The following is a 24,266-nucleotide window of genomic DNA, read 5'->3' on the forward strand; positions in this document are numbered from 1 at the left end:
GGAAATCCGGTAATTGCAATCGCTCAGCCGCAGAACTACGAAGGAACCAGCTTAAATTAAGAAGTACTTGTTCCGGATTCAAAGGACATTCCAACCGAAATAATTAGTTTCCCTTTAAAACAAAGATCCCGTTCCTCTTAAATGGAGCGGGAGCTTTGTTTTAGCAGACCGGCATGCATTTGGGAAGCAATAGCACTTAACCATATAAAACCGCTTGGGACCCTAAATGTAAATCATCTTTTCGTGGCTGTTTTCTTATTTTTGGTCAATATAAACTTTAAATATTATAATATAAAACAACCTTAAAAGAAAATCAAAGTTTAATTAAGTATTCTTTTAAAAATTATATAAATGGGACCTTGATTTTTAAGGTTTCCAATACTTAAATAATATTCTATGGATTGTTTTAAGACAGATTATTTAAGACCCAAAAGAATAAACTGCTTTTTGTTTCCATTCCTGAAAAGTGTTTTAGTAATCAAAAAATCAGGAATTTACCGCGCTGTTGAGGCTTATTGACGGAATGACTGGTATTTGTTACCTGGTTTTGGCTCTGTTTGTATAAAGAGCAAAACCTTTTTTTTTCCTGCTTTTGCCTGAACGAGGATTTATTGATAATAGAATAAGTCAATAATCTTAAAAATCACTCATCTAAACATAATCCCATGAAAGAACTTCTTTACGCTCAAAGACCCAGGAAAGTGGATAAAGATCCCTTTCAGCGATCCTCCCGCAAGAGGACTAAAAACCAGATCAGGTACTTTTATAACAGATTTAAGCCTGTTGATCAGGTAATTAGAGGTTTATTGCCTTTGCTATTATGCTTCTTTTTTTTTGCGGCTTCAGCCCAAAATTCTATAGCCACGGAAAACGCCCTGCCGGGCAATCCGGCCTCGGAATGGGATATTTCCGGTGCCGGTGATCTTTCCATACAGGGTTTTGCCACCGACATCAGCTACAATAAAGGCGAAACGGCCCGTTTCAAGATCAAGACCAATGCCAGCGCCTATACCATCCGGATCTACCGCTTAGGGTATTACCAGGGGAACGGCGCCCGCTTTATGGGCAACGCTACCGTTACGGCTACCTTGCCCCAAACCCAACCCACCTGCCTTACAAATTCAACCGGACTTATTGATTGCGGTAACTGGGCAGAATCGGCGAGTTGGAATATTCCGGCCAATGCGGTTTCGGGCATTTACATTGCCAAATTAACCCGGACCAACACCGGCGGTTCGAGCCATATTACTTTTGTGGTTAGGGACGATGCCAGTACTTCCGATCTGCTATTCCAGACTTCTGACGCTACCTGGCAGGCTTACAATGTTTACGGCGACAACAACAACGGCAAGAGTTTATACACCGGCTCCGGTGGCAAAGCTTCTAAAGTGAGTTACAACCGGCCTTTCTATACCCGAAGCGGCGGAGGCGGCGGCGGTTCCGAAGACTGGCTTTTTAATGCCGAATACCCGATGATCCGTTTCCTGGAAAGGAACGGCTATAATGTTACGTACACTACCAATGTAGATACCGATCGCAGAGGGAATTTAATTCAGAATCATAAAGCATTTCTGTCGGTTGGCCATGATGAATACTGGTCGAAGGGGATGCGCGATAACGTGGAAGCTGCCCGCAACGCCGGTAGGCACCTGGCTTTTTTCAGCGGCAACGAAGTTTACTGGAAAACCCGCTGGGAAAACAGTATCGATGGCAGCGGAAAAACCCACCGGACCCTGGTATGCTACAAGGAAGGTACTTTAGGCGAAAACCAGTGTAATACCAAATGCGACCCCAGTTCTGAATGGACAGGACTATGGCGAAGCGGTTGCGAATATCCGGCTTCGGACGGTTGCCGGCCCGAAAATGAACTGAGCGGGCAGATCAGCTGGGAAGACTCCAACGGTGCCCTGCAGGTGCCGGCTACTTTTCAGAACTTACGTTTCTGGCGCAACACCAGCGTTGCTGGTTTAGGAACCAACCAAACGGCCACTTTCACCCCGAATACCGTGGGTTACGAATGGAATTCCGACCAGGAAGTCTACCGTTCCTCTTATCCGGCCGGCCGGGTTTTGCTTTCCCGAACCGTAATCGGCGGCAAAACGCATAATGCTTCGCTTTACAAACACAACAGCGGCGCTCTTGTTTTCGGTGCCGGTACCGTGCAGTGGTCCTGGGGCTTAGACGGCAACCACGACCGCGGCAGCGATGCCCCAAGCCGCGATATGCAGCAAGCTACCTTAAACCTGCTGGCCGACATGGCTGCGCAACCGGGGAGCAAACAGGCCGATCTTACCGCCGCAACTGCTTCCGCCGATAATCTTGCCCCAACGGTAGCTGTAACTTCCCCGACGAACGGCGCCAATGTACCGAGCGGCGCAGCCGTTACGATCAGCGGCACCGCTTCGGACGCCAATACCGTGGCAGGAATTGAAGTTTCTGTGGATGGCGGAACAACCTGGCGACAGGCAAGCGGAACTACGAACTGGACTTTTTCCTGGATTCCTTCGGCAACCGGCCCGGCTACCATTCGTTGCCGGGCTTTTGACGATTCCGGAAATCTGAGTGGCGTGGTTGCGGTAAATGTAACGGTTGGCAGCACGGGTAATCCCAATTGTCCTTGTACTGTTTTTCTGCCTACCGATAATCCCGGCGCCAGCCTTGAGAACGATAATAACCAGCCGATCCAGTTGGGAATGAAATTCACTTCCACGACCAATGGATTTATTACCGGGGTGCGTTTTTATAAGAACAGCGGCAATACCGGCACGCATACCGGGCAATTATACAGTAGCACCGGTACTTTACTGGCCCAGGCAACTTTCACGAACGAAACGGCTTCCGGCTGGCAGGAACAAGCTTTTGCGAATCCGGTAGCCATTAACGCCAATACTACTTACATCATATCTTACCACAGCAGCGCCGGCTTTTATTCGGTAAATGATATCGGTTTTGCCACGGCTTTGGTTAATGGTCCTTTAAAAGGGTTGGCAAACGGCGAAAATGGCCCGAACGGCGTGTATCAATACTCCGCTACGCCTACCTTCCCGACTACCAATTTCCAAGCCAGTAATTATTACGTGGATGTGGTTTTCAATACTATTGTTGGCCCGGATACCAATCCGCCGGTGGTACTTGCCACCATTCCGGTCAGCAATGCCATAGGCGTAAATGAAGCGGCGAATATCAGCATTACCTTCAATGAAGCCCTCGATCCGTCCACGGTTTCCAGCGCTACCATTTCGTTAATGAGCGGCAGTTCCCCGGTACCGGCCACCGTGACTTTTGACGCGCTAAACCGTACCGTTACCCTCGATCCGCTTTCGAACCTGAATTTCAATGCTAATTATTCTGTAATTGTAAGAGGCGGCACTGCCGATCCGAGAATTAAAGATGTCGCCGGGAATGCCCTGGCAGCCGATTACACCTTTGCATTTACTACGAGACCTACACCTCCGCCGCCACCGCCTTCCGCGAATGACGGACCGGGCGGGCCGATCCTGGTGATCAGTTCTTCAGCCAATCCGTTCAGCCGGTACCCGGTGGAAATTTTAAGGGCAGAAGGCTTTAATGAATTTGCAGCCAAAGATATTTCAGAAATAACGGCAAATACTGCCTTACTGAACAGCTATGACGTTATTTTACTGGGTGAAATTTCGCTTTCCGCAGCCAACGTTACTTCTCTCACCAACTGGGTAGAAGCCGGCGGCACCCTGATCGCGTTTAAACCCGACCCGCAGCTTGCTTCACTGCTAGGGCTTTCCGCTGCCACCGGCACACTTTCCGACCGCTACCTGCTGGTGAATACTACCAGCGGACCAGGCGTTGGCATCGTGAACCAGACCATTCAATACCACGGAGCAGCGAATTTGTACGCGCTGAACGGCGCCGCCAGCTTAGCTACTTTGTATTCCAATGCTACTACGGCTACCACGAATCCGGCGGTAACCATGCGAAACGTTGGCAGTAACGGCGGCAAGGCAGTGGCTTTTGCCTATGATCTGGCGCGTTCAATTGTTTACACCCGCCAGGGAAATCCGGCCTGGGCTGGTCAGAAACGGGATGGCCAAAGTGGCCCGATCCGTTCAGATGATATGTTCTTCCCGGATTGGATCGATTTTAATAAAGTAGCCATTCCGCAGGCCGATGAGCAGCAACGCTTACTGGCAAACATCATTATTCAGGCGAACCTGCACAAGAAGCCGCTGCCCCGTTTCTGGTATTTACCGCGCGGTTTAAAAGCGGCCGTTGTAATGACCGGCGATGACCATGCCGGCGGCGGAACTGTAGGGCGCTTCAACGATTACGTTGCGAAAAGCGCTTCCAATACGCCACAGGCGGTTGCCGAGTGGACGGCTATCCGGGGCACCTCCTACATTTACCCGGGCACCAATATTACCAATGCGCAGGCAATGTCTTACGAGGCGCAGGGCTTCGAAATTTCGCTGCACCTGAATACCAATTGCGCTACCTGGACCCCGACCTCGGTAAGAACCATGTTCGACGATCAGCTGGCCAGTCTGGCGGCCCAGCTTCCCGGCATTTCAACGCCCGTTACGCACCGCACCCACTGTATTTCGTGGAGCGATTGGGCAACAAAAGCCAAAGCGGAAGCTGAACGCGGTATCCGGTTGGACGCCAATTATTACTATTGGCCGGGCGCCTGGATAAACGACCGTCCGGGTATGTTTACCGGTTCCGGAATTCCGATGCGGTTTGCCGATCTGGATGGCACGCTGATCGATTGCTACCAGGCGGCTACCCAACTGACCGATGAATCCAACATCACTTATTCTACCCATATTAATTCCTTGCTTGATAATGCGCTTGGGGCGAACGGATATTATGGCGTTTTCACGGCAAATATGCATACCGATGTAAACGGCGGCAACAGCTCCAACGGATCGAACATTATTGTGGCCGCAGCGCAGCAAAGACAGGTTCCGGTTATTTCGGCCAAACAAATGTTGACCTGGCTGGATGGCCGCAACAATTCTTCATTCGGGGCGATGAGCTGGAACAACGGCGTACTGAATTTTACGGTTACAGCTGCCGACGGCTCGCATAATTTAAGAGGCATGCTCCCGATAGATGGCAACGGCGGTCAGTTAACCGGCATTACCGTAAATGGCGAGCCGGTTTCCTATACCACGGAAACCATTAAAGGCATGGCCTATGCGTTCTTCCCGGCCAACAGCGGTAATTATGCAGCAACGTACAGCAACAGCACTACCCCGCTGCAAATTTCGGCGGTAAATGTTTCGCAAACGGCACCGGGTTCGGCTACCGTTACCTGGAACACCAACGTGCTTGCTGATTCTAAAGTAGCGTATGGCACTGCTGCAAACCAGCTGAACCTGAATGTAGCAGATGCCAACCCGGTTACAGCTCACAGTTTAACTTTAACCGGTCTGACTCCCGCCACTACTTATTACTACCGGGTTACTTCGGCCACCAGTTCCGGCAACAACCTTACCGAACCGGATGCAGCAGCGGCACCTTTAAGCTTTACTACACCGGCAGCAGCCTGCTTCAGCGACGAAACAGTGGCCAGCTTTAACGCCGGAACTATTGGAACCAGTACTTTTGTGAGCCCTAACGGGGTTACCCTGAAACCTCAGCTGGCGGAAGAATTTACCACCTTACCAGCAACTTCGCAATGGCAAAGCTTCCCGTGGACTTCTGGCGGAACAAGCACCATTACCAACGGACAAGTGGTAGTAGATGGTGCGCGTTATAATACCGAACCGGTAAATGCTGCTTTCGGTCCGGGAACAACCATCGAGTTTGTTGGCACATTCGGCAATGCGCCTTTTCAGCACATCGGTTTCGGTTCCGGCGATGATGCAGCCATGTTTAATACCGTATCTACCTGGGCGATGTTCAGTACCGGATCTAGCGGAAGCGGATTATTGGCTCGCGTTGCCAATAACGGTCCTTCCGTGGATATACCGGTTGGCAGTAACCTGCTGGGAAGTCCTCACCGGTATAAGATCAGCTGGAAAGCCAATGCAATTGAATTTTATGTAGATTGTGCTTTGGTTCATACCCAAAACTCAACCTTAACGGCGCCAATGCGGGTGGGTATGAGCGACTTTACGGTAGGTGGCCCGAGCATTGCGCTTGACTGGATCACCGCTTCGCCGTACGCTTCTTCCGGCAGTTACACTTCCCGCGTTTACGATGGCGGCAGCCAGAAAAACTGGCAGGAAGCTAGCTGGCAAGCTGCTTTACCGGCCGGAACAGCTATTCAGTTATTCCAGCGCCAGGGAAATACCGCCACGCCGGACGGCACCTGGACGGCTTTCACCGCCATTCCAGCCAGCGGAACCAACGTAGGAGGAACTTCCCGTTATATTCAGTACCAGGCTGACCTGACTACTTCGGATGCCAGCGTTTCGCCGGTTCTGGAAAAAGTGAATTTCGGTTGTGCTTCGCCAACCTGCCCGACCCTGACTTTTTCTCCTGTTTCTGCCAGCGTTTTACCGGACGCTACCCAGGGAACTGCTTATTCGCAAACCATCAGCACCAATCCGGTTGGGTACAGCTTTACCGCCACCGGTTTGCCGGCGGGGCTTACCATAGATGCAGTTTCCGGGGTGATAAGCGGTATTCCTACAAATGCTGTAGCAAATGCTGCCATAACGGTAACGGCTTCTCAGGGAGGTTGTACAGAGACGGCTACTTACACGCTTTCAGTGCAAGCTCCGGTTCCGGCCTGCTTCAGTGATGAAACCGCTGCCAGTTTCAATGCAGGCACGTTGGATGCCAGCACTGCTGCTAATGCAAATGGCATTACGTTGAAACCACTCTTAACGGAAGAATTTGATGTGCTGCCACCAACTACGCAATGGCAAAGCTTCCCCTGGGCAACCGGCGGAGGAAGTACCCTGGTGAATGGCCAGGTAGTGGTGGACGGAGCCCGTTACAATACCGAACCCGTTGGAACCACTTACGGTCCGGGAACTTCCATTGACTTTGTCGGTACGTTTGGAACTGCCCCTTTTCAGCACATCGGATTAGGTGCCGGAAATAACGTGGACATGTACAATAATACCAGCACCTGGGCCATGTTCAGCACGGGTTCTGCCGGAACTGGTTTGCTGGCCCGCGTTGCCAATGGCGGTCCTTCGGTAGATGTACCCATTGCCGGTAACTTACTGGGAACGCCGCACCGCTACCAGATCAACTGGAAAGCTGGCAGCATCGAGTTTTATGTAGACGGAAATCTGGTACACACGCAAAATGCTACTTTAACTACCCCAATGCGGGTAGGTATGAGTGATTTTGCAGTAGGCGGTCAGAGTGTAAGTTTAGACCGAATGCTGATCACGCCTTACGCCGCATCCGGTAGTTATACTTCCCGCGTTTACGATGGCGGCAGCCAGAAAAACTGGCAGGAAGCTAGCTGGCAAGCTGCTTTACCGGCCGGAACAGCTATTCAGTTATTCCAGCGCCAGGGAAATACCGCCACGCCGGACGGCACCTGGACGGCTTTCACAGCCATTCCAGCCAGCGGAACCAACGTAGGAGGGACTTCACGCTACATCCAGTACCGCGCTGATTTAACTACTACTAATACCAGTGTAACGCCGGAGCTGCAGAAAGTCAATATCGGTTGTGAAACCTTTACTTGCCCTGCCGTTACTTTTACGCCGGTAACCAATACTGTTTTACCAGTTGCTACAGAAGGAACAGCTTATTCGCAAACCATCAGCAGTGATCCTTCCGGTTACAGCTTTACCGCTACCGGCTTGCCGGCAGGACTAGCCATGGATGCTGTTTCCGGAGCGATCAGCGGAACGCCTTCAGCTGCACTTACTAATGCCAGCATAAAGGTTATTGCTACCCAGGGAGCTTGTTCAGATTCTGCCTTTTACACCCTTTCGGTTAACCCGGCCAATCAGGCTCCGGAACTGGCAGCCATCGGCAACAAATCCGTTACAGTGGGGCAGGCACTCCTTTTCACAGCCACAGCCACTGATAACGATAGTAGTCAGACCTTAACGTATTCGGTGGAAAATGCACCGGCTGCGGCTACGATCAATGCTTCTTCCGGCGAATTCAGCTGGATGCCAGGTTCGGGGGATATCGGGGCGCATACCTTTAAAGTGAAGGTAACGGACAACGGAATTCCTGCGCTCTCGGATGAAGAAGAAATTACGGTTACGGTGAATCCGGTTCAGTACAGTCTGCTTGTGACTGCTCCGGTGAACGGAAGCGTAACGGTCAATCCAAATCAATCCAGCTTTATTAGCGGCGATAGCGTGATGTTAACAGCAGTTCCGGACAACGGTTATGTATTCAGCCACTGGAGCGGCGACGCTACCGGTAGCAGTAATCCGTTGAAAGTGATCATGAACGGCAACAAAACCATTGCGGCTAATTTCGTAGCTGTTCCAACGGTTTATACCCTGAACGCTACTTCTTCCGGCAACGGAAATGTAACCGTGGATCCGAACCAAACCAGTTTTGAGAGTGGTTCCAATGCAACTTTAACTGCTGTACCAACTAATGGCTTTATGTTCAGCCACTGGAGCGGCGATGCAAGCGGCAGCGCCAACCCACTTACTATTACTATGGATGGGGACAAGAACATTACTGCAAACTTCACGGCGGTTCCGGTTCTTTATAATTTGAGTGTTACCTCTTCAGGAAACGGCTCGGTTACCATCGATCCTAACCAGAGCAGCTTTACGGATGGCTCTCAGGTAACGATAACTGCAGTTCCGGCCAGTGGCTATGTTTTCAGCAACTGGGGAGGTGATGCCAGTGGCAATACCAATCCGCTCTCCGTTACCATGAACGCTGACAAGTTTATTACTGCTAATTTCACCGTAGTTGGTTCTAATCTGGAAGTTACCGGTTTCAATCTGATCGATGCTACTACGGAACTTCCCTTGCGGCAAATAAACGACGGGGATGTAATAAACCTTGCCACGGTGGGCTCGAAGAAACTGAACATTCAGGCGCTTACCCTGCAGCCAACCGTAGGCAGCGTTGTATTTAACCTGAGCGGGCAGGAAACGAAAGTGCGGTCTGATGAAAGCGTGCCTTACTCGTTGTTCGGCGACAACCAGGGGAATTATTATTCCTGGATCCCGACGGCCGGCACGTATACTCTTACCGCGACGCCATATACCCTGGGAGTTGGGAAAGGTACTGCCGGAATTTCGCGTACCATTACCTTTACTTTAATGAGCCAGCCGGCAGTTGCCCAGTACTATCTGAACGTTTCGACTGTCGGGGCCGGGACTGTAACCAAGGACCCAAATCAGGCTTCCTACACCAGTGGTTCCAATGTAACCTTAACTGCAACTCCAGACCCAGGTTTTGTATTCAGCCACTGGAGCGGAGCTGCCACCGGGAACATGAATCCGTTAAGTGTTTCCATGAACACTAACAAGAACATAACTGCGAACTTTAAGCTGGCACCGACAATGTATACGCTTACCGTTTCTACTTCCGGCAGCGGAACGGTAAACATCGATCCGAACCAGACCAGCTTTACGGACGGCGCTCTTGTAACGCTAACAGCAGTGCCGGCTTCGGGCTTTGCCTTCAGCCACTGGAGCGGAAGCGCCACCGGCAATAGTAACCCGCTGACGCTGGCGATGAACAGCAGTAAGAGTATTACAGCGGTATTCCTTTCGTTAGCCTCGTTGCAGGTAACGGGCTTCAACCTGATCGATGCCACCACCGAACTTCCTTTGAAACAACTCCAGAATGGCGATGTAATAAACCTGGCCACGGTGGGCTCGAAAAAGCTGAACATTCAGGCGCTTACCCTGCAGCCAACGGTTGGCAGCGTAGTATTTAACCTGAGCGGGCAGGAAACGAAAGTGCGGTCTGATGAAAGCGTGCCTTACTCGTTGTTTGGCGATAATAATGGCAATTATTATTCCTGGATCCCGACGGCCGGCACGTATACCCTTACCGCAACGCCTTATTCCCTGGGGGTTGGGAAAGGTACCGCCGGAATTCCGTTAACCATTAGTTTCTCCGTTGTAAATCAGGCGGTGGCCACCAGGGTTGCTAATACGGAAACTGATCCGGTATTGGGAATAGCAGATCAATTACGAAACGCTACTGGTCCGCTTTTGGTCGCGTATCCAAACCCGTTCCGGAATGAGTTAAATATTACCTTGGAAACCGGTCAGCGGGAGCCTGCAACCTTAACTTTAACGGATGCCCTTGGCCGCACCTGTTACCAGCAGAAAGTAGAAATGACGGATGGCAAAGCCCAAATAACTTTACCAAAATCGGTTTCACTTAAAGCTGGTATTTATTTCCTGCGGGCCCAACAGGGAGCTACCCAAAAAGTTATTAAGATAATCCGCGAATAATTGGTAAACTGATAACCTGAATGAATGCTGAAAGCCTGTAGACCAATGTTTACAGGCTTTCGGTTTTGTTTAAAGTTAAGTAGGTAGACAAAATTAGTTTACCCAATTATATCCATTTCTTTTCTGTCATTCTGGAAGAATCTTGTGAATTCTAAGCTTTGAACCCATAAATTTTCACAAAATGACAATCGTAATAGTTCAAATTAATTAGGTTCTGCTAATTAAGTAGCAGAACTTATTTAAACTACGCTACCCGGATTATCATGCTTAGGAAAACTTATGAGCTAGAAGCACAAAAATCACAAGTTCCTTTCAGGATGACAAAGTGGAGAGGCTACGCTTATAAATGACTTTAAACTTACTATGGTAGCCAACTTTTGTGTTTAGGTTCTGAAGTAAATTGAATACAGAAAGGAGCGCGGGGCAGCGAATGACGACTTGCAGTAAAAACGCTTTGAGCATTTATAGGCAGCATTATTATTCACAAACCCTGGTCACACCTTTAGAATTTATTTTGGCTGAATCTAGGCTTTAAGTGCCGTCGGGATGCTATTTTAACAAGATAGGTTCTGCCGCGTATCAGGATTAGGGATTCTTTTTAACCTTAATCTGATGCGTTTGAAGGTTTTTGGGCATTTATTGGTTTGCAGACCAGCCATTTTTGCCTGGCTCTTTTGCCTGCTCGTAAGCCTCAGCCCGGAACTACTGGCCCAGCAGCAACAGCGGGATCTCGATTATTACCTGAATGCCGGCCTGGCCAACAGCCCGATGCTCTTCGACAGTACCAATCAATTTAAAGCCAATCAGCTCGATAGTCTTAAGATCTTAGCCGGTTTTCGGCCGCAGGTTACCTCTACGGGAAATATTACGGTGCCGCCGGTTATCGGTAAATTCGGTTACGACAGCGCCATTACGAACGGGGGTAATTATTCGGGCGTGGTAACGGCCGAGCAGCAGCTTTTTAACGGCCGGCCGCGCAAAGTGCAGTTTCAGAATATTACGCTGCTGAACCAGGCCTTGCGCCTGAATGTACAGCTTTCGGAAATAGACCTGAAAAAGAGTATTACGGCCCAGTACATTACCGCTTATTCCGATCTTAACCAGGTGGAATTTAACCGGAATCTGCTGAAGATTTTGCAGGACGAACAGCCGGCTTTAAAGAAACTGGTAGAGAATGGCGTGTACCTGCAAACCGATTACCTGAACCTGAACGTGAGTATTCAAACCCAGTTGATAGCCCTGAAAAAAGCGGCTATTCAGTACCGGGATGACCTGTACGCGCTGAATCTTTTGTGCGGCATAAACGACCGTTCAGAAGTAATTTTACTGAAACCGGAGATACCGCTCAGAAGTGCTTTCTTTATTCAGAATTCGCCCCAAATGCAGCGTTTCCGGATCGATAGTCTGAGGCTGCGCGCCTCCCGCGAACTGATTGATTTGCATTACCGGCCCCGGCTGAGTGCTTTTGCGGATGCCGGCGTAAATGCCATAAATCCGCGCAACATTCCGCATAATATCGGTACCAGTTTCGGCCTAAATTTTACTGCCGTTATTTACGATGGCCGCCAGCGCCGCCTGGAATACAACCGCTTAATGCTTCGGGAAATTACCCGCCAGAAATACCGCGATTTTTATTCAAGCCAGTACCAGACCAGGCTGTACCAGTTGCAGGACCGCCTGAATGCCACCGATGAACTGATTGCCGAAATCCGCGAACAGATTGCCGCCCAGCAAAGGCTGCTGGATATGTATAAAGTGGAGATTGCAAATGGCCTGGTCCGGTTTACCGACTTCATTATAAACGTTACCAGTTACACCAACACCCGCAACAACCTGGTGCAGGCCGAAAACGACCGCCTTCAGATCTTAAACGAACTCAATTACCTGAAATGAGAAAATACCTGACTTTTTTTTCGTTTGTACTACCGTTTTTCCTGGCTGGTTGCAAACAAACTACGCCCGGTACAGAAGGGGAAGAGGCGACCGGTAAAGTTAAAACCCCGGTGCAGGTAATAACGGTGGAGCATGCGCCTATCGCGGAAACCTTAACCTTATCTGCCACTTCTGTTTACCAGAAAAAGAACATCCTGAACGCAAACGTACAAGGCTATATCAAAAAGATTTACGTGAATCTGGGCGATTTTGTAACGGCCGGAAAACCGATGTTCCTGCTTCATACCAAAGAAGCGGAAGTGCTGGGCGACCTGGCCAAAAAAGATCCGGCTCTGGCTCCTTTCAGCGGCGGCATTACGGTGAAAGCGCCGGCATCGGGCAACGTGCAGCAAATTAATTTTCAGCAGAACGATTACGTGAACGAAGGCGACAAGCTGGCGATAATTGCGGACGAGAGCAGTTTTGTATTCCTGCTGAACGTACCCTTCGAATTCAGTAAGTATACCGCCATCGGCACGGGTTGCACCATTTTTTTGCCTGATTCCACTTCAATTCCCGGGAAAATAAAGTCCAGCCTGGGCGTGGTAGATACCGGCTCGCAAACCCAGCGTTACGTGGTGGTGCCGCTAACAAACCGCCGCTTGCCCGAAAATTTACAAGTGAACGTGCAGCTTACCAAAGAGCAAAAACCTAACAGCCAGGTGGTAGACAAAGCCGCCGTACTTTCCGACGAAACCATGGAAAATTTCTGGGTAATGAAGCTCATAAATGATTCTACGGCCGTGAAAGTACCGGTAAAAAAGGGTATCGTTTCAGGACAAAAAATCGAGATCCTTTCGCCGCGTTTTAAACCCACCGACCGCTTGGTAACCACCGGGAATTACGGCCTGCCCGATACCGCTTTGGTAACCGTTCTGAAACCGAAGCCATGAAAGATTTCTTTGTTCGGTATAAAAATCCGGTAACGGTTATCCTGGTTATACTGCTGGCCGGCGGCGTATTTGCCTACGTCCGCATGCAAACGTCGCTGTTCCCGGAAGTTACCTTTCCGAAGATCAAAATTATTGCCGACAGTGGTTTGCAGCCGGTAAATAAGATGATGATAACGGTTACCAAGCCACTCGAAAACACCATTAAACAGGTGCCCGGTCTGCAACAGATCCGGAGCATTACCAGCCGGGGCAGTTGCGAAATTTCCGCCTTTATGGACTGGAACGTGAACGTGGACCTGAGCAAGCAACAGGTAGAATCGGCCATTGCGGAAGTGAAGGGGGCGCTGCCGCCGGGCACCGATATTACGGTGGCCAAAATGAACCCGAGCATTCTGCCGGTAATGGGTTACGTGATCGAAGGGCCCGGCCGAAGCAACATCGACCTGAACCTGATCGCCAATTATACCGTGAAGCCGTTTATCTCGCAGGTGGAAGGCGTTTCGGAAGTACGGGTAACGGGCGGCAAAACGAAGGAATTTGTAGTGGAGCCGGATCAGCAGAAAATGAGTGCCCTCGGGCTTACGCCGGCTGCTATTTCCACGGCTTTAAGCACCACCAATTTCCTGACCAGTAACGGCTATTTGTCGGACTACGACCGGCTCTACCTTTCTACCACCAATGCCGCCATCGAAAACCTGAACCAACTGCAGAACCTGGTGATCAGCAACGACGGCAAACGCATTATTCGGCTGAAAGATATTGGCGAAGTGAAAATTGCAGAACAGGTAGAATACATCCGGATAAATGCCAACGGGAAAAAAGCGGTACTGATCGCGGTCTTAAAACAGCCGGACTCTAACCTGATTGCAATTTCCGATGCGGTAGAAGCCAAAGTAAAGATCCTGAACAGCCGCATTTTGCCGAAAGGCGTGAAACTGACCCCGTATTACATTCAGGCCGATTTTGTGCACGATTCTATCCGGAGCGTTACCGACAGTTTGCTGATCGGTTTGCTGCTGGCTATAGTCGTTACGGTAATTTTCCTTCGTTCGCTAAAAGCCAGCCTGGTAATTCTTATTACCATTCCGCTCACGCTTTCGCTTACCCTTATCGTGCTGTTCGTGCTTGGCTATACGTTCAACATCATGACCTTGGGCGCCATTGCAGCCGCCATTGGTTTAATCATAGACGATGCCATTGTGGTAGTGGAGCAGATTCACCGCACGCACGAAGAACATCCCGAAACCCCTACGCGCGAACTGCTTTCTAAAAGCGTGGGTTATTTACTGCCGGCTATGGTGGGTTCTTCTTTAACTACCATCGTCATCTTTTTTCCCTTCGTTTTACTTTCCGGGGTGGCGGGTGCGTACTTCAAGATTCTGACCAATACCATGATCATTACCCTGGTTTGTTCTTACCTGGTAACCTGGCTGGGCCTGCCGGTAGTTTACCTGCTTTTATCCGGAAAAAGAGGCAAGGTGAAACCCGCCGAAACGCCTGAAAGTCATAAGAAAGAGGCCTGGATAGCGTTTTTCATGCACCGCCCAATTTTGAGCATCGGCTTTACTATTATTATGATCGTGGTGGTTGTTTTGGTAGCGCCTTTATTGGAAACAGGTTTTTTGCCGGAAATGGATGAAGGTTCGATCGTGCTGGATTATACCTCACCACCGGGAACTTCTCTGGACGAAACGGACCGCATGCTGCGCGAAGCCGAAAAAATAATTGTAAACGTGCCGGAGGTAGCGAGTTACTCGCGCCGGACCGGTACCCAAATGGGCTTTTTTATTACCGAACCGAACAGCGGCGATTATCTGATTCAGCTGAAAAAAGACCGGCAACGCACCACCAACGACGTGATCGACGAGATCAGGAAGGGCATCGAAAGCACGCAGCCGGCTTTGGTAATCGATTTCGGGCAGGTGATCGGCGACATGCTCGGCGACCTGATGAGTTCCACGCAACCAATCGAAATAAAGATCTACGGCAACAACCAGCAGCTGCTTCAGAAAATTGCAAAACAGGTAGCCGCCATTACTTCACACGTAAAAGGCACCGCCGACGTTTTCAACGGCATAGTGATTGCCGGGCCGTCGGTGAACGTGCGTCCGGATAACCAGAGACTGGCCCAATATAGATTAACGCCCGCCGATTTTCAGTACCAGTTACAAACCCAGCTCGAAGGCAACGTGATCGGAAGCATTTTTGAAAAAGAACAGCAAACCAATGTCCGCCTGAAATACCCGAACGCTACCGGAACCTCCCTGAATAACCTGCAGAACGGACAAATATTTCTACCCGACGGCAAACTTAAACCCATTTCCGAATTGGCTTCCATCCAGATTGAAGCCGGCAGCGCCGAAATCGAACGCGAAAATCTGCAATCGATGATTCCGGTAACGGCCCGCCTCGATAACAGAGATCTGGGCAGCACCATTGCCGAAATTCAGCAGAAAATTAATGCGCAGGTGCATTTGCCGCAGGGCTACCACATTGCTTATGGCGGCGCTTATCAGGAACAGCAGAAATCTTTTTCCGAACTCCTCCTGATCCTGATCGCGGCTGCCATGCTGGTTTTTGCTTCCATTTTATTTTTGTTCCGCGAAATAAGAATTGCCTTCCTCATTATTTGCATTGCCGTTTTAGGAATTGCCGGAAGTTTGCTGGCGCTGTTCTTTACCGGCACCGCCCTGAACGTAGGCAGTTACACCGGCATTATTATGATCATCGGGATCATTGCTGAAAACGCTATTTTTACATTTCTTCAGTTCCGGAAATCGCAGCAAACCGGCAACGTGCACGATTCCATCGTTTATGCCATTTCTACCCGGCTTCGGCCCAAATTAATGACTGCCTTTGGCGCTATTATCGCGCTTATGCCCATTGCCCTGGAAATTGGAACCGGCGCGCAGCTGCACCAGCCTTTAGCCATTGCCGTAATCGGCGGTTTCGTAATTGCCCTGCCCTTACTGCTGATCGTTTATCCTACTTATTTACTGTTGCTGTTCCGGGAGAAAAGGGAAGCTCCGGAATAGGACAATGAAAATTTTGAAGCAATCTAATAAGATTAAATTATGTGGTGGACCTATGCGTTACTTTCAGCTTTTTTTGCAGCCCTTACCGCAGTGTTAGCCAAAGTTGGCATAACCGGCGTCAATTCAAATTTAGCAACCGCTATCCGGACGGTGGTGATCTTAGTTGTTGCCTGGGGCCTGGTATTCTTCCGTAACGAACAGACCGGTCTGGCTACCATCACGCGGCAAAATCTGCTTTTTCTGGTACTTTCCGGAATTGCCACCGGCCTTTCCTGGATTTGTTATTTTAAAGCCCTGCAACTCGGCAAGGTTTCGCAAGTTGCCCCGGTAGATAAACTGAGCGTAGCCATTGCCATTGTTTTGTCGGTGGTTTTTCTGCAGGAAGTCTTAACCTTGAAGATTGCTATCGGCGCGTTACTGATCATTGCAGGAACGCTGGTGCTTATTTTATGAAAAGAATAAGCAAGGCACTTTTTAGCCCTGAAACTAAAAGCATTTTCAAGCGGCACTATTAGTGGCAGGCTGCTGGAGCTGAAATGGTAATTGAAAGTGCGAGCCTTAACTGGATCAATTTGAAAATTTGTGGGCCATAGGAAAAGCAGTGTGGTTTGCGGCCTTTTTAAAGGTGTGTTTCGATGAGTATTCCACAAGTTCCTGACTGTTCAGATCGGAACACTTCGGATTGGAGGAATTAATAAAATGACAACCCAGATTTTGTTTTCTGTTTAAAGCTGCCCGGGTAATTAGCAATCCTACCTGGGCCAGGTTTTGCAGTTCCTGAAGCGCTAATGAAAAACCAGCCTGTTGCTTTGTTTGGGTGATTTCCGCAAGCAATTGTTCCAGTTCTCCGAGGCATAAACGCAAACCGGGAATGCTTCGCGCAATGCCTACATGCTCCCACATCAGTTGCTGAATTGCTGCTTTCTGCGCCTGAGTTTTTGAGGCAATATGCATATCAGTAGCCCGGCCTGGTACTTCCGGTAAAGGGTTGTCAAAATCTGAAAGTGTTTCCTTCCTGAATTCCAAAACTGCCGCCTCCGCCGAGGCAGAAGCAAAGATCCAGGCTTCCGGCAGCGAATTGCTGGCCAGCCGGTTGGCTCCGTGAATGCCCGTGCAAGCTGTTTCGCCGCAGCAATAGAGGTTTTTAATGGAAGTTCTTCCTGAAGCATCGGTAACTACGCCTCCACACATATAATGCGCCGCCGGCACTACCGGAATCAGGTTAGTGGCCATGTCCAGGTTACTCTCATGGCAACGCGCATAAATTTTCGGAAAGCGGGTTTTTATTTCTTCCGAAGGTAAATGCCGGAGGTCTAAATACACGCAAGGCGAATCGGTTTTTTGCATTTCCTTCTGAATAGCCCGGGAAACCACATCGCGCGGCGCTAAAGAACCCAGCGGATGCTGCTTTTTCATGAAGGCAATCCCGTCTGCATTCACCAGCTCGGCGCCAAAACCCCGCACTGCTTCGCTGATCAGGAAAGTTGGTTTGCCGGGGTCATAAAGCGAAGTAGGGTGAAACTGCACAAACTCCACATCTTTTATTTTTGCCCCAGCCCGGTAAGCCATGGCAAGGCCGTCGCCGGTAGCAACCTCCGGGTTTGTGGTATGCTGGTAAACCTGACCGGCACCGCCGCTGGCCAGCATTACTGCTTTCGCATAAATGGGGAAAATGCTCTCCTTCTCCGCTGAAAAAGCCTGAACGCCAATGCATTTTTTACCACTTTCTGAATTTTCTGAAAGCAGCAGATCGATGGCAAAATGATCTTCCAGCAGCGTAATATTTTTGTTTGCACTAACTGCTTTTAATAGCGCCTGCTGAATGCTGAAACCGGTGTAATCGTGGGTATGCACAATGCGGTTTTGGCTGTGCCCTCCTTCCCGCCCTAAGTCTAAATTACCTTCCGGGCTTCGGGTGAAATTTACGCCCAGTTCCTGTAATTCCTGGATGCAAAGCGGCGCTTTTTCGGCCAGCAGGCGTACCATTTTTTCATCGCACAATCCGGCCCCGGCCGTTAAAGTATCCTGCACGTGAACTTCGAACGTATCTTTTGGATCAGTTACGGCAGAAAGTCCGCCCTGGGCGTAGCTGGTATTGGTCAGGTCGGCTTTTCCTTTGCAGATCACGCCTACAGTGCCGTGTTCCGCTACTTTCAGGGCGAAACCCAGGCCGCCAATGCCGCTGCCAATTACCAGAAAATCGAAGGAAAGCATGATAAGAGGGAAGTGAATTTCTTGGTTTAAGTCATCCCGAGCTTGCCGAAGAAACTATCGCACATCGAGCCCAAACGATAGGCAATTTTTACAGCTACGCTGGGTCCTTTCGACTCTCGTCTCAGGAATGCTTAATTGCCATAGTAGTACCCGTTAGTTTCTTCGGCAAGCTCAGAATGACCAAATATCTTACTGACGCAGGAATTGATTTTAATGTGTTAACTAAAAGCCAGCATCCGGTCTATCGGGGTAAACGCTTTGCGGATGATCTCTTCTTCCAGTTCAATGCGGTAAGCGGCTTCGGAAGGATTGCCGATGGCAAGTAAGGCTTCCAGCGTATTCTGGATGGTGATCGATTTCATGTGCGGGCATTTGATGCAGGGCACGATGAATTCTTTTTCCGGGTACATGCCGCGCAAGGTGGCCCCAAGGTCGCATTCGGACCCTAAAATGAACTGCCGTTTTTTACTTTCGCCTACGTAGCGGAGAATGTCAGAGGTGCTGCCTACCACGCCGCCGCCACGCTCCAGGGCTTCGGCAACAGTCTGGTCCGGAACTTCCCAGTGCACTAGAACATCAGCTTCCGGGTACATGAGCTGCAGGCCTTTGATCCGTTGAGGACTGAATTGTTCGTGCACTTCGCATTTACCATCCCACAGGATCAGTTCCTTGCCGGTTTCCGCTTTGATCTTTGCCTGTAAATTGCGACCCATAAAAACATCCGGCAGGAAAATGAGCTGGTCGCCTTCCATGGCGCGGGCAATGTCCATGGCGTTGCGCGAGGTACAGCAAATATCTACTTCGGCCTTGGTTTCGGCGTAAGTATTGATGTAGGCTACAACCGGCACCCCAGGGTATTGGGCTTTCAATTTGCGGACGTCGGCAGCGGTAATGCTTTCAGCTAAGGAACAACCAGCCAGCATGTTGGGTAGTAATACCTGCTTGGCTGGGTTCAGAATTTTAGCGGTTTCAGCCATGAATTTTACGCCGCAGAAAATGATATTATCGGCCTGCACTTTGGTAGCCGCCACGCTTAAACCCAGCGAGTCGCCCACGAAATCGGCAATGCCGCCATCGGCTTCGGTTATCTGCAACTCGGCGGGCATGTAAAAGTGGGAGAGGACTACGGCGTTCTTTTCTTTCTTTAGTTTGCGAATTTCTTCTACGGCCGTTAAAAGCGCTTCGGAAGGGCCGGCTTCGCCGGGAGCCTGCATGGTGCGGAGTTTGGTTTCGAAGAGTTCGGTAGCGGTAAGGATTTCAGCCATTGGTAGTTTTATAAAGAAGTTTTCGGAGCGTTTTTAAAGTCGGGAAAATCGAGGTTGGTCAGGAAGGCTTCGCCGTTTTCGATGCTGGCAATGAGGTCCTGAATGGTGCGCTGGGAGAAAAGCCGGGCCAGGCCATCGCGGTAAATTTTAAAATCCTGGTGCAGCGGACACGGGTGGTTATCGGAGCATTTTTTCAAACCAAGGCCACAGCGTTTAAAAGCTTCCAGCCCGTCTATTTCCCGGATCACGTCCATAATAGTAATGGCGCGGGCCGGGCGTTCTAAAAAGAAGCCACCGTGCGGACCTTTGGTGGAGGCCAATAATCCTTTTCGCACAAGTTCCTGCAGAATTTTGCCAATAAACGCCATGGGAATATCAAGCTCCTGGGCCACCTCTTTTATGCCGATCTTTTTATCCGGCGAGGCATGCAGCGCAAGGTAGATCATGGCGCGAAGGGCATATTCGGTGGTTTTAGTTAGCATTTTCTACAGTTTCTTATAAGCTTCAGTTTCTTTTTATCGGGAGTTTTGTGGCCGGAAACCCTAGCGTTTTCATGGTTTTCAGCGAGACCAACCTGTTTTCGTAAGCTTATTCTTTACCAAAGTTCAGGAGAAACAGGTTGGCGGAAAATGCAAAATGTCACCCGCTCAGATGACATTTTACGCAGGGTTTTGTTTGGAATTACTTCGTTTTTTCTGGAATGCAGCCGGGATTATTTCTGAAAATCTACTATTACATGAATGCTCAACTATAAAGATTTTCCGGAATTCTTTGTTCCGGTTTTCTTTCTTGTGGACACAGACGTTCGCAACCGGATAGTTCCGGACACAGATGTCTTAAACAGTAGATAATGGATTACGGAGTTTTTATGCCCAGAATCATAGGGTTTTCTTATTCAGCGCTTCCACCATTTCGTGCGTTAACGCACTGCTGCTGGTTCCGTAGCCGTTTACCAGCGTGCCTTTAATATTGTGTTTGGAGGAAGAAACGGCGTAAATAATGGCTTCGTCGCCGGGGTCGGTCATGCCTTCGAAACGATAGGTTTTATCTACCGAAAACTCGTTGGGAAAGATCTGGAGGAGGTTGCCGTGGCACTCCAGACAATTTTCTTTCAGGTTGAAATCGGTGGTGTAACCTTCGCGCTGTAAATGGTCTAACACTTCGGTAAGAGTGGTCATCTGGATCATGGCATTACGGTTTAAGGTGAAATTAATTGAAGAAGCGGTCCCAGATGCTGGTAGGTTTTTCATCCTGCTTCTTATTGCCAAAAAAGCCGCCGTCCAGTTGCCGCTGGCCTTCTTCGGTTATCATTTCAGGCTCCCAGGCCGGAAACCAGACCAGGTTTACTTTTACCGAATATTCAGGCAAATGGTGGTTCAGCAACTGGGTAACGTTGTTGGTTATGGTGTTGCTCATGGGGCAGCCGGGCGTGGTGAGGGTCATGGTTACTTTTATCTCTTTATCTTCCGATAAACTGAGTTCGTAAACCAGACCCAGGTCCACAATATTTACGCCGATCTCCGGGTCAATTATTTGCTTCAGCAGTTCGTGGACCTGCTGTAAAATTTCAGATTCATTTTTCATGGTAAACCTTTTTTGCAGAACCTACCGCCTGGTTTGTTCCGGGTGTATTATTTACTTCGTTCTGATTGGTAATGCTCATTAACAGCAGCCGGAAAACCTGGGTACAATAAAGCAGCGCGGTAATGACCAGCAGCGAGCCGCCAAATAAGATCAGTTTCCGGTTAAAAAGTGCCGTACCAGCCAGCAAGATCGTAAAGCCACCCAGATACGTGTAGTTCTGCATTTTTACCAACCCGTCAGAATAAAGGTCTTTGGGTTGCGGTACCGGTTGTTTTCCCACCAGGTGCTGGTATTTGTGCATCCAGATAATGAAAGGAAGGGTTTTAAAAGTCTGCCCCAGAATTAAGGCCGAAATGAAGCCCATAAATATGGAAATGCCATAAACCAGGTACAGGTGCAGGCGCAGCTTTTCCGGCATATCTACCAGTTCGCTTACGGCCACTACGAGTATAATAGGCACTACCATTAATACCACGGCCAGCAACGATTGCTGCATGCCGGCATCCTGATTTTTTCGCACCCGTTTCCGGTAGGCATCCAGCACGAAGAGGCCAAACAGCAGCATGCCGGCGCCCACCATTAAGCCATATACATAATGGAAAGGCGAATGGAAGAAAAGATGGTCGGCAGCGAAAAGCAGCAGGCCCGCGTTAATGAGGTAATAACTGAAATGCAGCTTTTTAACCGAAACATGGTGACTCAGCAAAAACATGGGCAACAACTTGCTTCCCACCCCAATTATGAGCAGCAGAAACCAGCCGGCCATACCCAGATGCGCGTGTAGTTTTAAGTAGTGCAAATGATCTTGTGGCAGGAACGGATACTGGAAATTTACTGCCATCAGCAACCCGATCAGGCCCGTTATAAAAAGCCAGATGCCGGAAGTGGAAATGAAATCAGATTCGATGGCCCATTTCTTTACTTGTCGTACCGTAAGCATTACGTTCAGGTTAAAAAGCAGGAAGGCCAGCACCAATGCACACGCCGAAATGTGCAGCGGCCAGCCCACCTGAAAATTCCAGAAAGACCAGGCAAGTAAAACCGTACCGGAACTCAGGAACGCAAACGTAATTTTAGCCAGTTTGCTGCTGTACAACGGTACTTCCAGAATAACCGGCAGCAGTTGGTAAAGCGCCCCGAAAATGATGGTGGTACCCCAGCCCAGCGCGGCTAAATGCGTAAGTGTAAGTAGTTTCGGGTGGAAAAAATGGCCGCCAAAGGCATCGGTAGAAAACAGCAAAAGCACGTTCAGGGCCAGGAAAGCCAGCGCCGCAAAAGCATAATGCGGCAACACTACCCATTTCCCGGTTTGCTGTTCTTTGCTGATAGTATCCATGGTGTTTTCAGATTTTATAAATAAGCAGTTTCACCTCGGTAGCCGAAGCTTCGTTTACGGACCAGGCAAAACCACGTTCGCTTAACTGCGGCAACAGGTATTGCGGCACGCGACGGTGATGCACAAAAAGTGCTTCGTTTTCCTTAAGTTTCGGCAGCGTTTCCAGGATAGTCATCATGGGCAGGGGCATTTCCAGATCGCGTACATCCACTTCCTGCAACCGCCCTTCAAATTGCTCTAACGCTTCCGGAAAGGTTAAACCTGAAATTGCCGGTGCTGCCGGTTTTTCTGTGACTTTTTCTTCAGTTTTGCTTATCGTTTTGTACAAATACGTGTGCACCAAACCGGGCCCGGAATTTTCCACGTAATGCGTAAAACCGCGTTTGGCTACAATGCTGAAAAGCGGGGTTGGCTCGAAGGTATTAAGGATGAGCAGCGCCTGGTTTGGCTCCAGTTTACCCAGCGCATCCATGATCAGGTTGAACGGATCGTTGCCCGTTGCGAGATCTTCGCGAACATCCAGTTTCACTACCTTCTCCGGCAGATCGGAAGGTTTCATGGTAGAAGGTTCTGGAGTTGGTTCCTGCATTTTTACTATCGAAGCACTATCGTTTTCCGGCTCAAAACCCAGCGGCTGCAGCTTCACAAAGAAATCGGCAACGCTGGCATTTCCAATGCGCGCGGCATCGGCAATGGTAACCCGGCTGGCCAGCACTTTCCGCAGAATAGGGTTGCGTAATTTTTCAAAATGCGGATTGATGGACGCAATGGCATCGATGGCTTTCGGGTTTTCTTTTATAAGCGCCGAGATCTTCGTTTTTGAACTGATTTTCATAGCGTTTTCTTGTTTTGGTTACGCTGAATTTTGATCGGGTAAATTAGAAGAGCAGCATTTTACGCCGTTGTTGGTGTTTTTACTAACAACTTTGAACTGCAGCTAAAAACCTCCCCCTAACCCCTCCAAAGGGGGACTTTCTGAGCCTTACGCCTTCACCAACAATCCTTTTTCAGCAGCCTCAAGTTTTTGATCAAATCACCAACAATGGCATGTGAAAATTATATCTGCTAAAAGTCCCCCTTTGGAGGGGGTAGGGGGAGGACCGCGTTATCTGATAAACTTCAAATAATTACTTCGGCGTTACCCAGAATTCCGGCTGAAAATTATCCTCCGTTTCGGCGTGTTCTTCCGCCAAATGCTTGCCGATTTTCGCTAATTGATCCAGACTGGCTTGCTGCTCCATGTACGGGAAAAACGTGCGTTCTTCGTAGCGGATATGGTCGGTTAAATAACTTTGGAGCGTTTTAAAAACAGCTTCGGAAAAATCGGTTTTTGTCTCGATCCGGTCTATCAGTTCGCGCACTTTTTCATGATCTTTCAGAACTTTATTCCGGTGCAGATCGGTAGCGGGCAGAATGTTTAAAAGCAGGTCTTCTTCGGCCAGGAAATGCTCATGCAAGCCGGCATCCCAGAAATACAGCACGTAGTCGCGCAGGATTTCCGGACTGGCATTTCTGGCTAAACCCTGTTTCAGTTTCCAGGCAAAAAGGAGCCCGAAATGATGTTCCCGGCTTAATGGTACCAGGTTCGGATCGCGCTTGATAGGTTTTTTAACGGCAGCTTCCATAACGATATCGTTTTCAGGTTAAAAACTCGGGTAATGAAA

13 protein-coding genes are annotated in these 24,266 nt (G+C 49.4%); 5 read left to right on the forward strand and 8 right to left on the reverse strand.

Annotated elements, in window-relative coordinates; all coding sequences use genetic code 11:
• Positions 1-812: 812 nt before the first annotated feature.
• The 5 genes from F0P94_RS17175 to F0P94_RS17195 all read left to right on the forward strand — a co-directional run bounded on the left by F0P94_RS17175 (position 813) and on the right by F0P94_RS17195 (position 16,656).
• Positions 813-10,343 (forward strand): N,N-dimethylformamidase beta subunit family domain-containing protein, encoded by a 9,531-nt coding sequence (locus F0P94_RS17175; RefSeq protein WP_225307262.1) that lies wholly within the window; start codon positions 813-815, stop codon positions 10,341-10,343.
• A 612-nt stretch (positions 10,344-10,955) separates the two neighbouring features.
• Positions 10,956-12,236: a TolC family protein gene (locus F0P94_RS17180; RefSeq protein WP_150905344.1), complete on the forward strand. Its 1,281-nt coding sequence runs from the start codon at positions 10,956-10,958 to the stop codon at positions 12,234-12,236.
• Entirely contained in the window at positions 12,233-13,168 is a 936-nt protein-coding gene (locus F0P94_RS17185; protein WP_150905345.1) for an efflux RND transporter periplasmic adaptor subunit, read from the forward strand. Before F0P94_RS17180 ends, F0P94_RS17185 begins: the two co-directional genes overlap by 4 nt.
• On the forward strand, positions 13,165-16,203 hold the full coding sequence (locus tag F0P94_RS17190; protein WP_150905347.1) for an efflux RND transporter permease subunit: 3,039 nt from the start codon (positions 13,165-13,167) through the stop codon (positions 16,201-16,203). Before F0P94_RS17185 ends, F0P94_RS17190 begins: the two co-directional genes overlap by 4 nt.
• Positions 16,204-16,242: 39 nt before the next feature.
• On the forward strand, positions 16,243-16,656 hold the full coding sequence (locus F0P94_RS17195; protein WP_150905349.1) for an EamA family transporter: 414 nt from the start codon (positions 16,243-16,245) through the stop codon (positions 16,654-16,656).
• Positions 16,657-16,770: 114 nt separating this feature from the next.
• Here the strand turns inward: F0P94_RS17195 and nadB are convergent, their stop codons facing one another.
• From nadB to F0P94_RS17235, 8 genes are all read right to left on the reverse strand, one after another.
• Positions 16,771-18,417, reverse strand: coding sequence for an L-aspartate oxidase (gene nadB / locus F0P94_RS17200; protein WP_150905351.1), 1,647 nt, complete (start codon positions 18,415-18,417; stop codon positions 16,771-16,773).
• Positions 18,418-18,635: 218 nt separating this feature from the next.
• Positions 18,636-19,682, reverse strand: a complete 1,047-nt coding sequence (nadA, locus tag F0P94_RS17205) for a quinolinate synthase NadA (protein WP_225307263.1) — start codon at positions 19,680-19,682, stop codon at positions 18,636-18,638.
• Between the two features lie 8 nt (positions 19,683-19,690).
• A complete protein-coding gene (locus F0P94_RS17210) occupies positions 19,691-20,164 on the reverse strand; it encodes an RrF2 family transcriptional regulator (protein WP_150905353.1) in 474 nt (157 codons plus the stop codon).
• A gap of 396 nt (positions 20,165-20,560) precedes the next feature.
• Positions 20,561-20,869: a phosphoribosylpyrophosphate synthetase gene (locus F0P94_RS17215; protein WP_225307264.1), complete on the reverse strand. Its 309-nt coding sequence runs from the start codon at positions 20,867-20,869 to the stop codon at positions 20,561-20,563.
• Positions 20,870-20,891: 22 nt separating this feature from the next.
• Positions 20,892-21,266, reverse strand: a complete 375-nt coding sequence (locus F0P94_RS17220; RefSeq protein WP_150905355.1) for a metal-sulfur cluster assembly factor — start codon at positions 21,264-21,266, stop codon at positions 20,892-20,894.
• Positions 21,256-22,602 carry a hypothetical protein gene (locus F0P94_RS17225; protein ID WP_150905357.1) on the reverse strand — a complete coding sequence of 449 codons (1,347 nt, stop codon included), beginning with the start codon at positions 22,600-22,602 and terminating at the stop codon, positions 21,256-21,258. The genes F0P94_RS17220 and F0P94_RS17225 overlap by 11 nt, the downstream gene beginning before the upstream one ends.
• A gap of 7 nt (positions 22,603-22,609) precedes the next feature.
• Positions 22,610-23,437: a DUF2249 domain-containing protein gene (locus F0P94_RS17230; protein WP_150905359.1), complete on the reverse strand. Its 828-nt coding sequence runs from the start codon at positions 23,435-23,437 to the stop codon at positions 22,610-22,612.
• Positions 23,438-23,729: 292 nt separating this feature from the next.
• Complete coding sequence (locus F0P94_RS17235; protein WP_150905361.1) at positions 23,730-24,227, reverse strand: hemerythrin domain-containing protein; 498 nt, start codon at positions 24,225-24,227, stop codon at positions 23,730-23,732.
• Positions 24,228-24,266 lie beyond the last annotated feature (39 nt).

Origin of the sequence: Adhaeribacter soli (assembly GCF_008727925.1) — a bacterium.
Lineage (GTDB): Bacteria > Bacteroidota > Bacteroidia > Cytophagales > Hymenobacteraceae > Adhaeribacter_A > Adhaeribacter_A soli.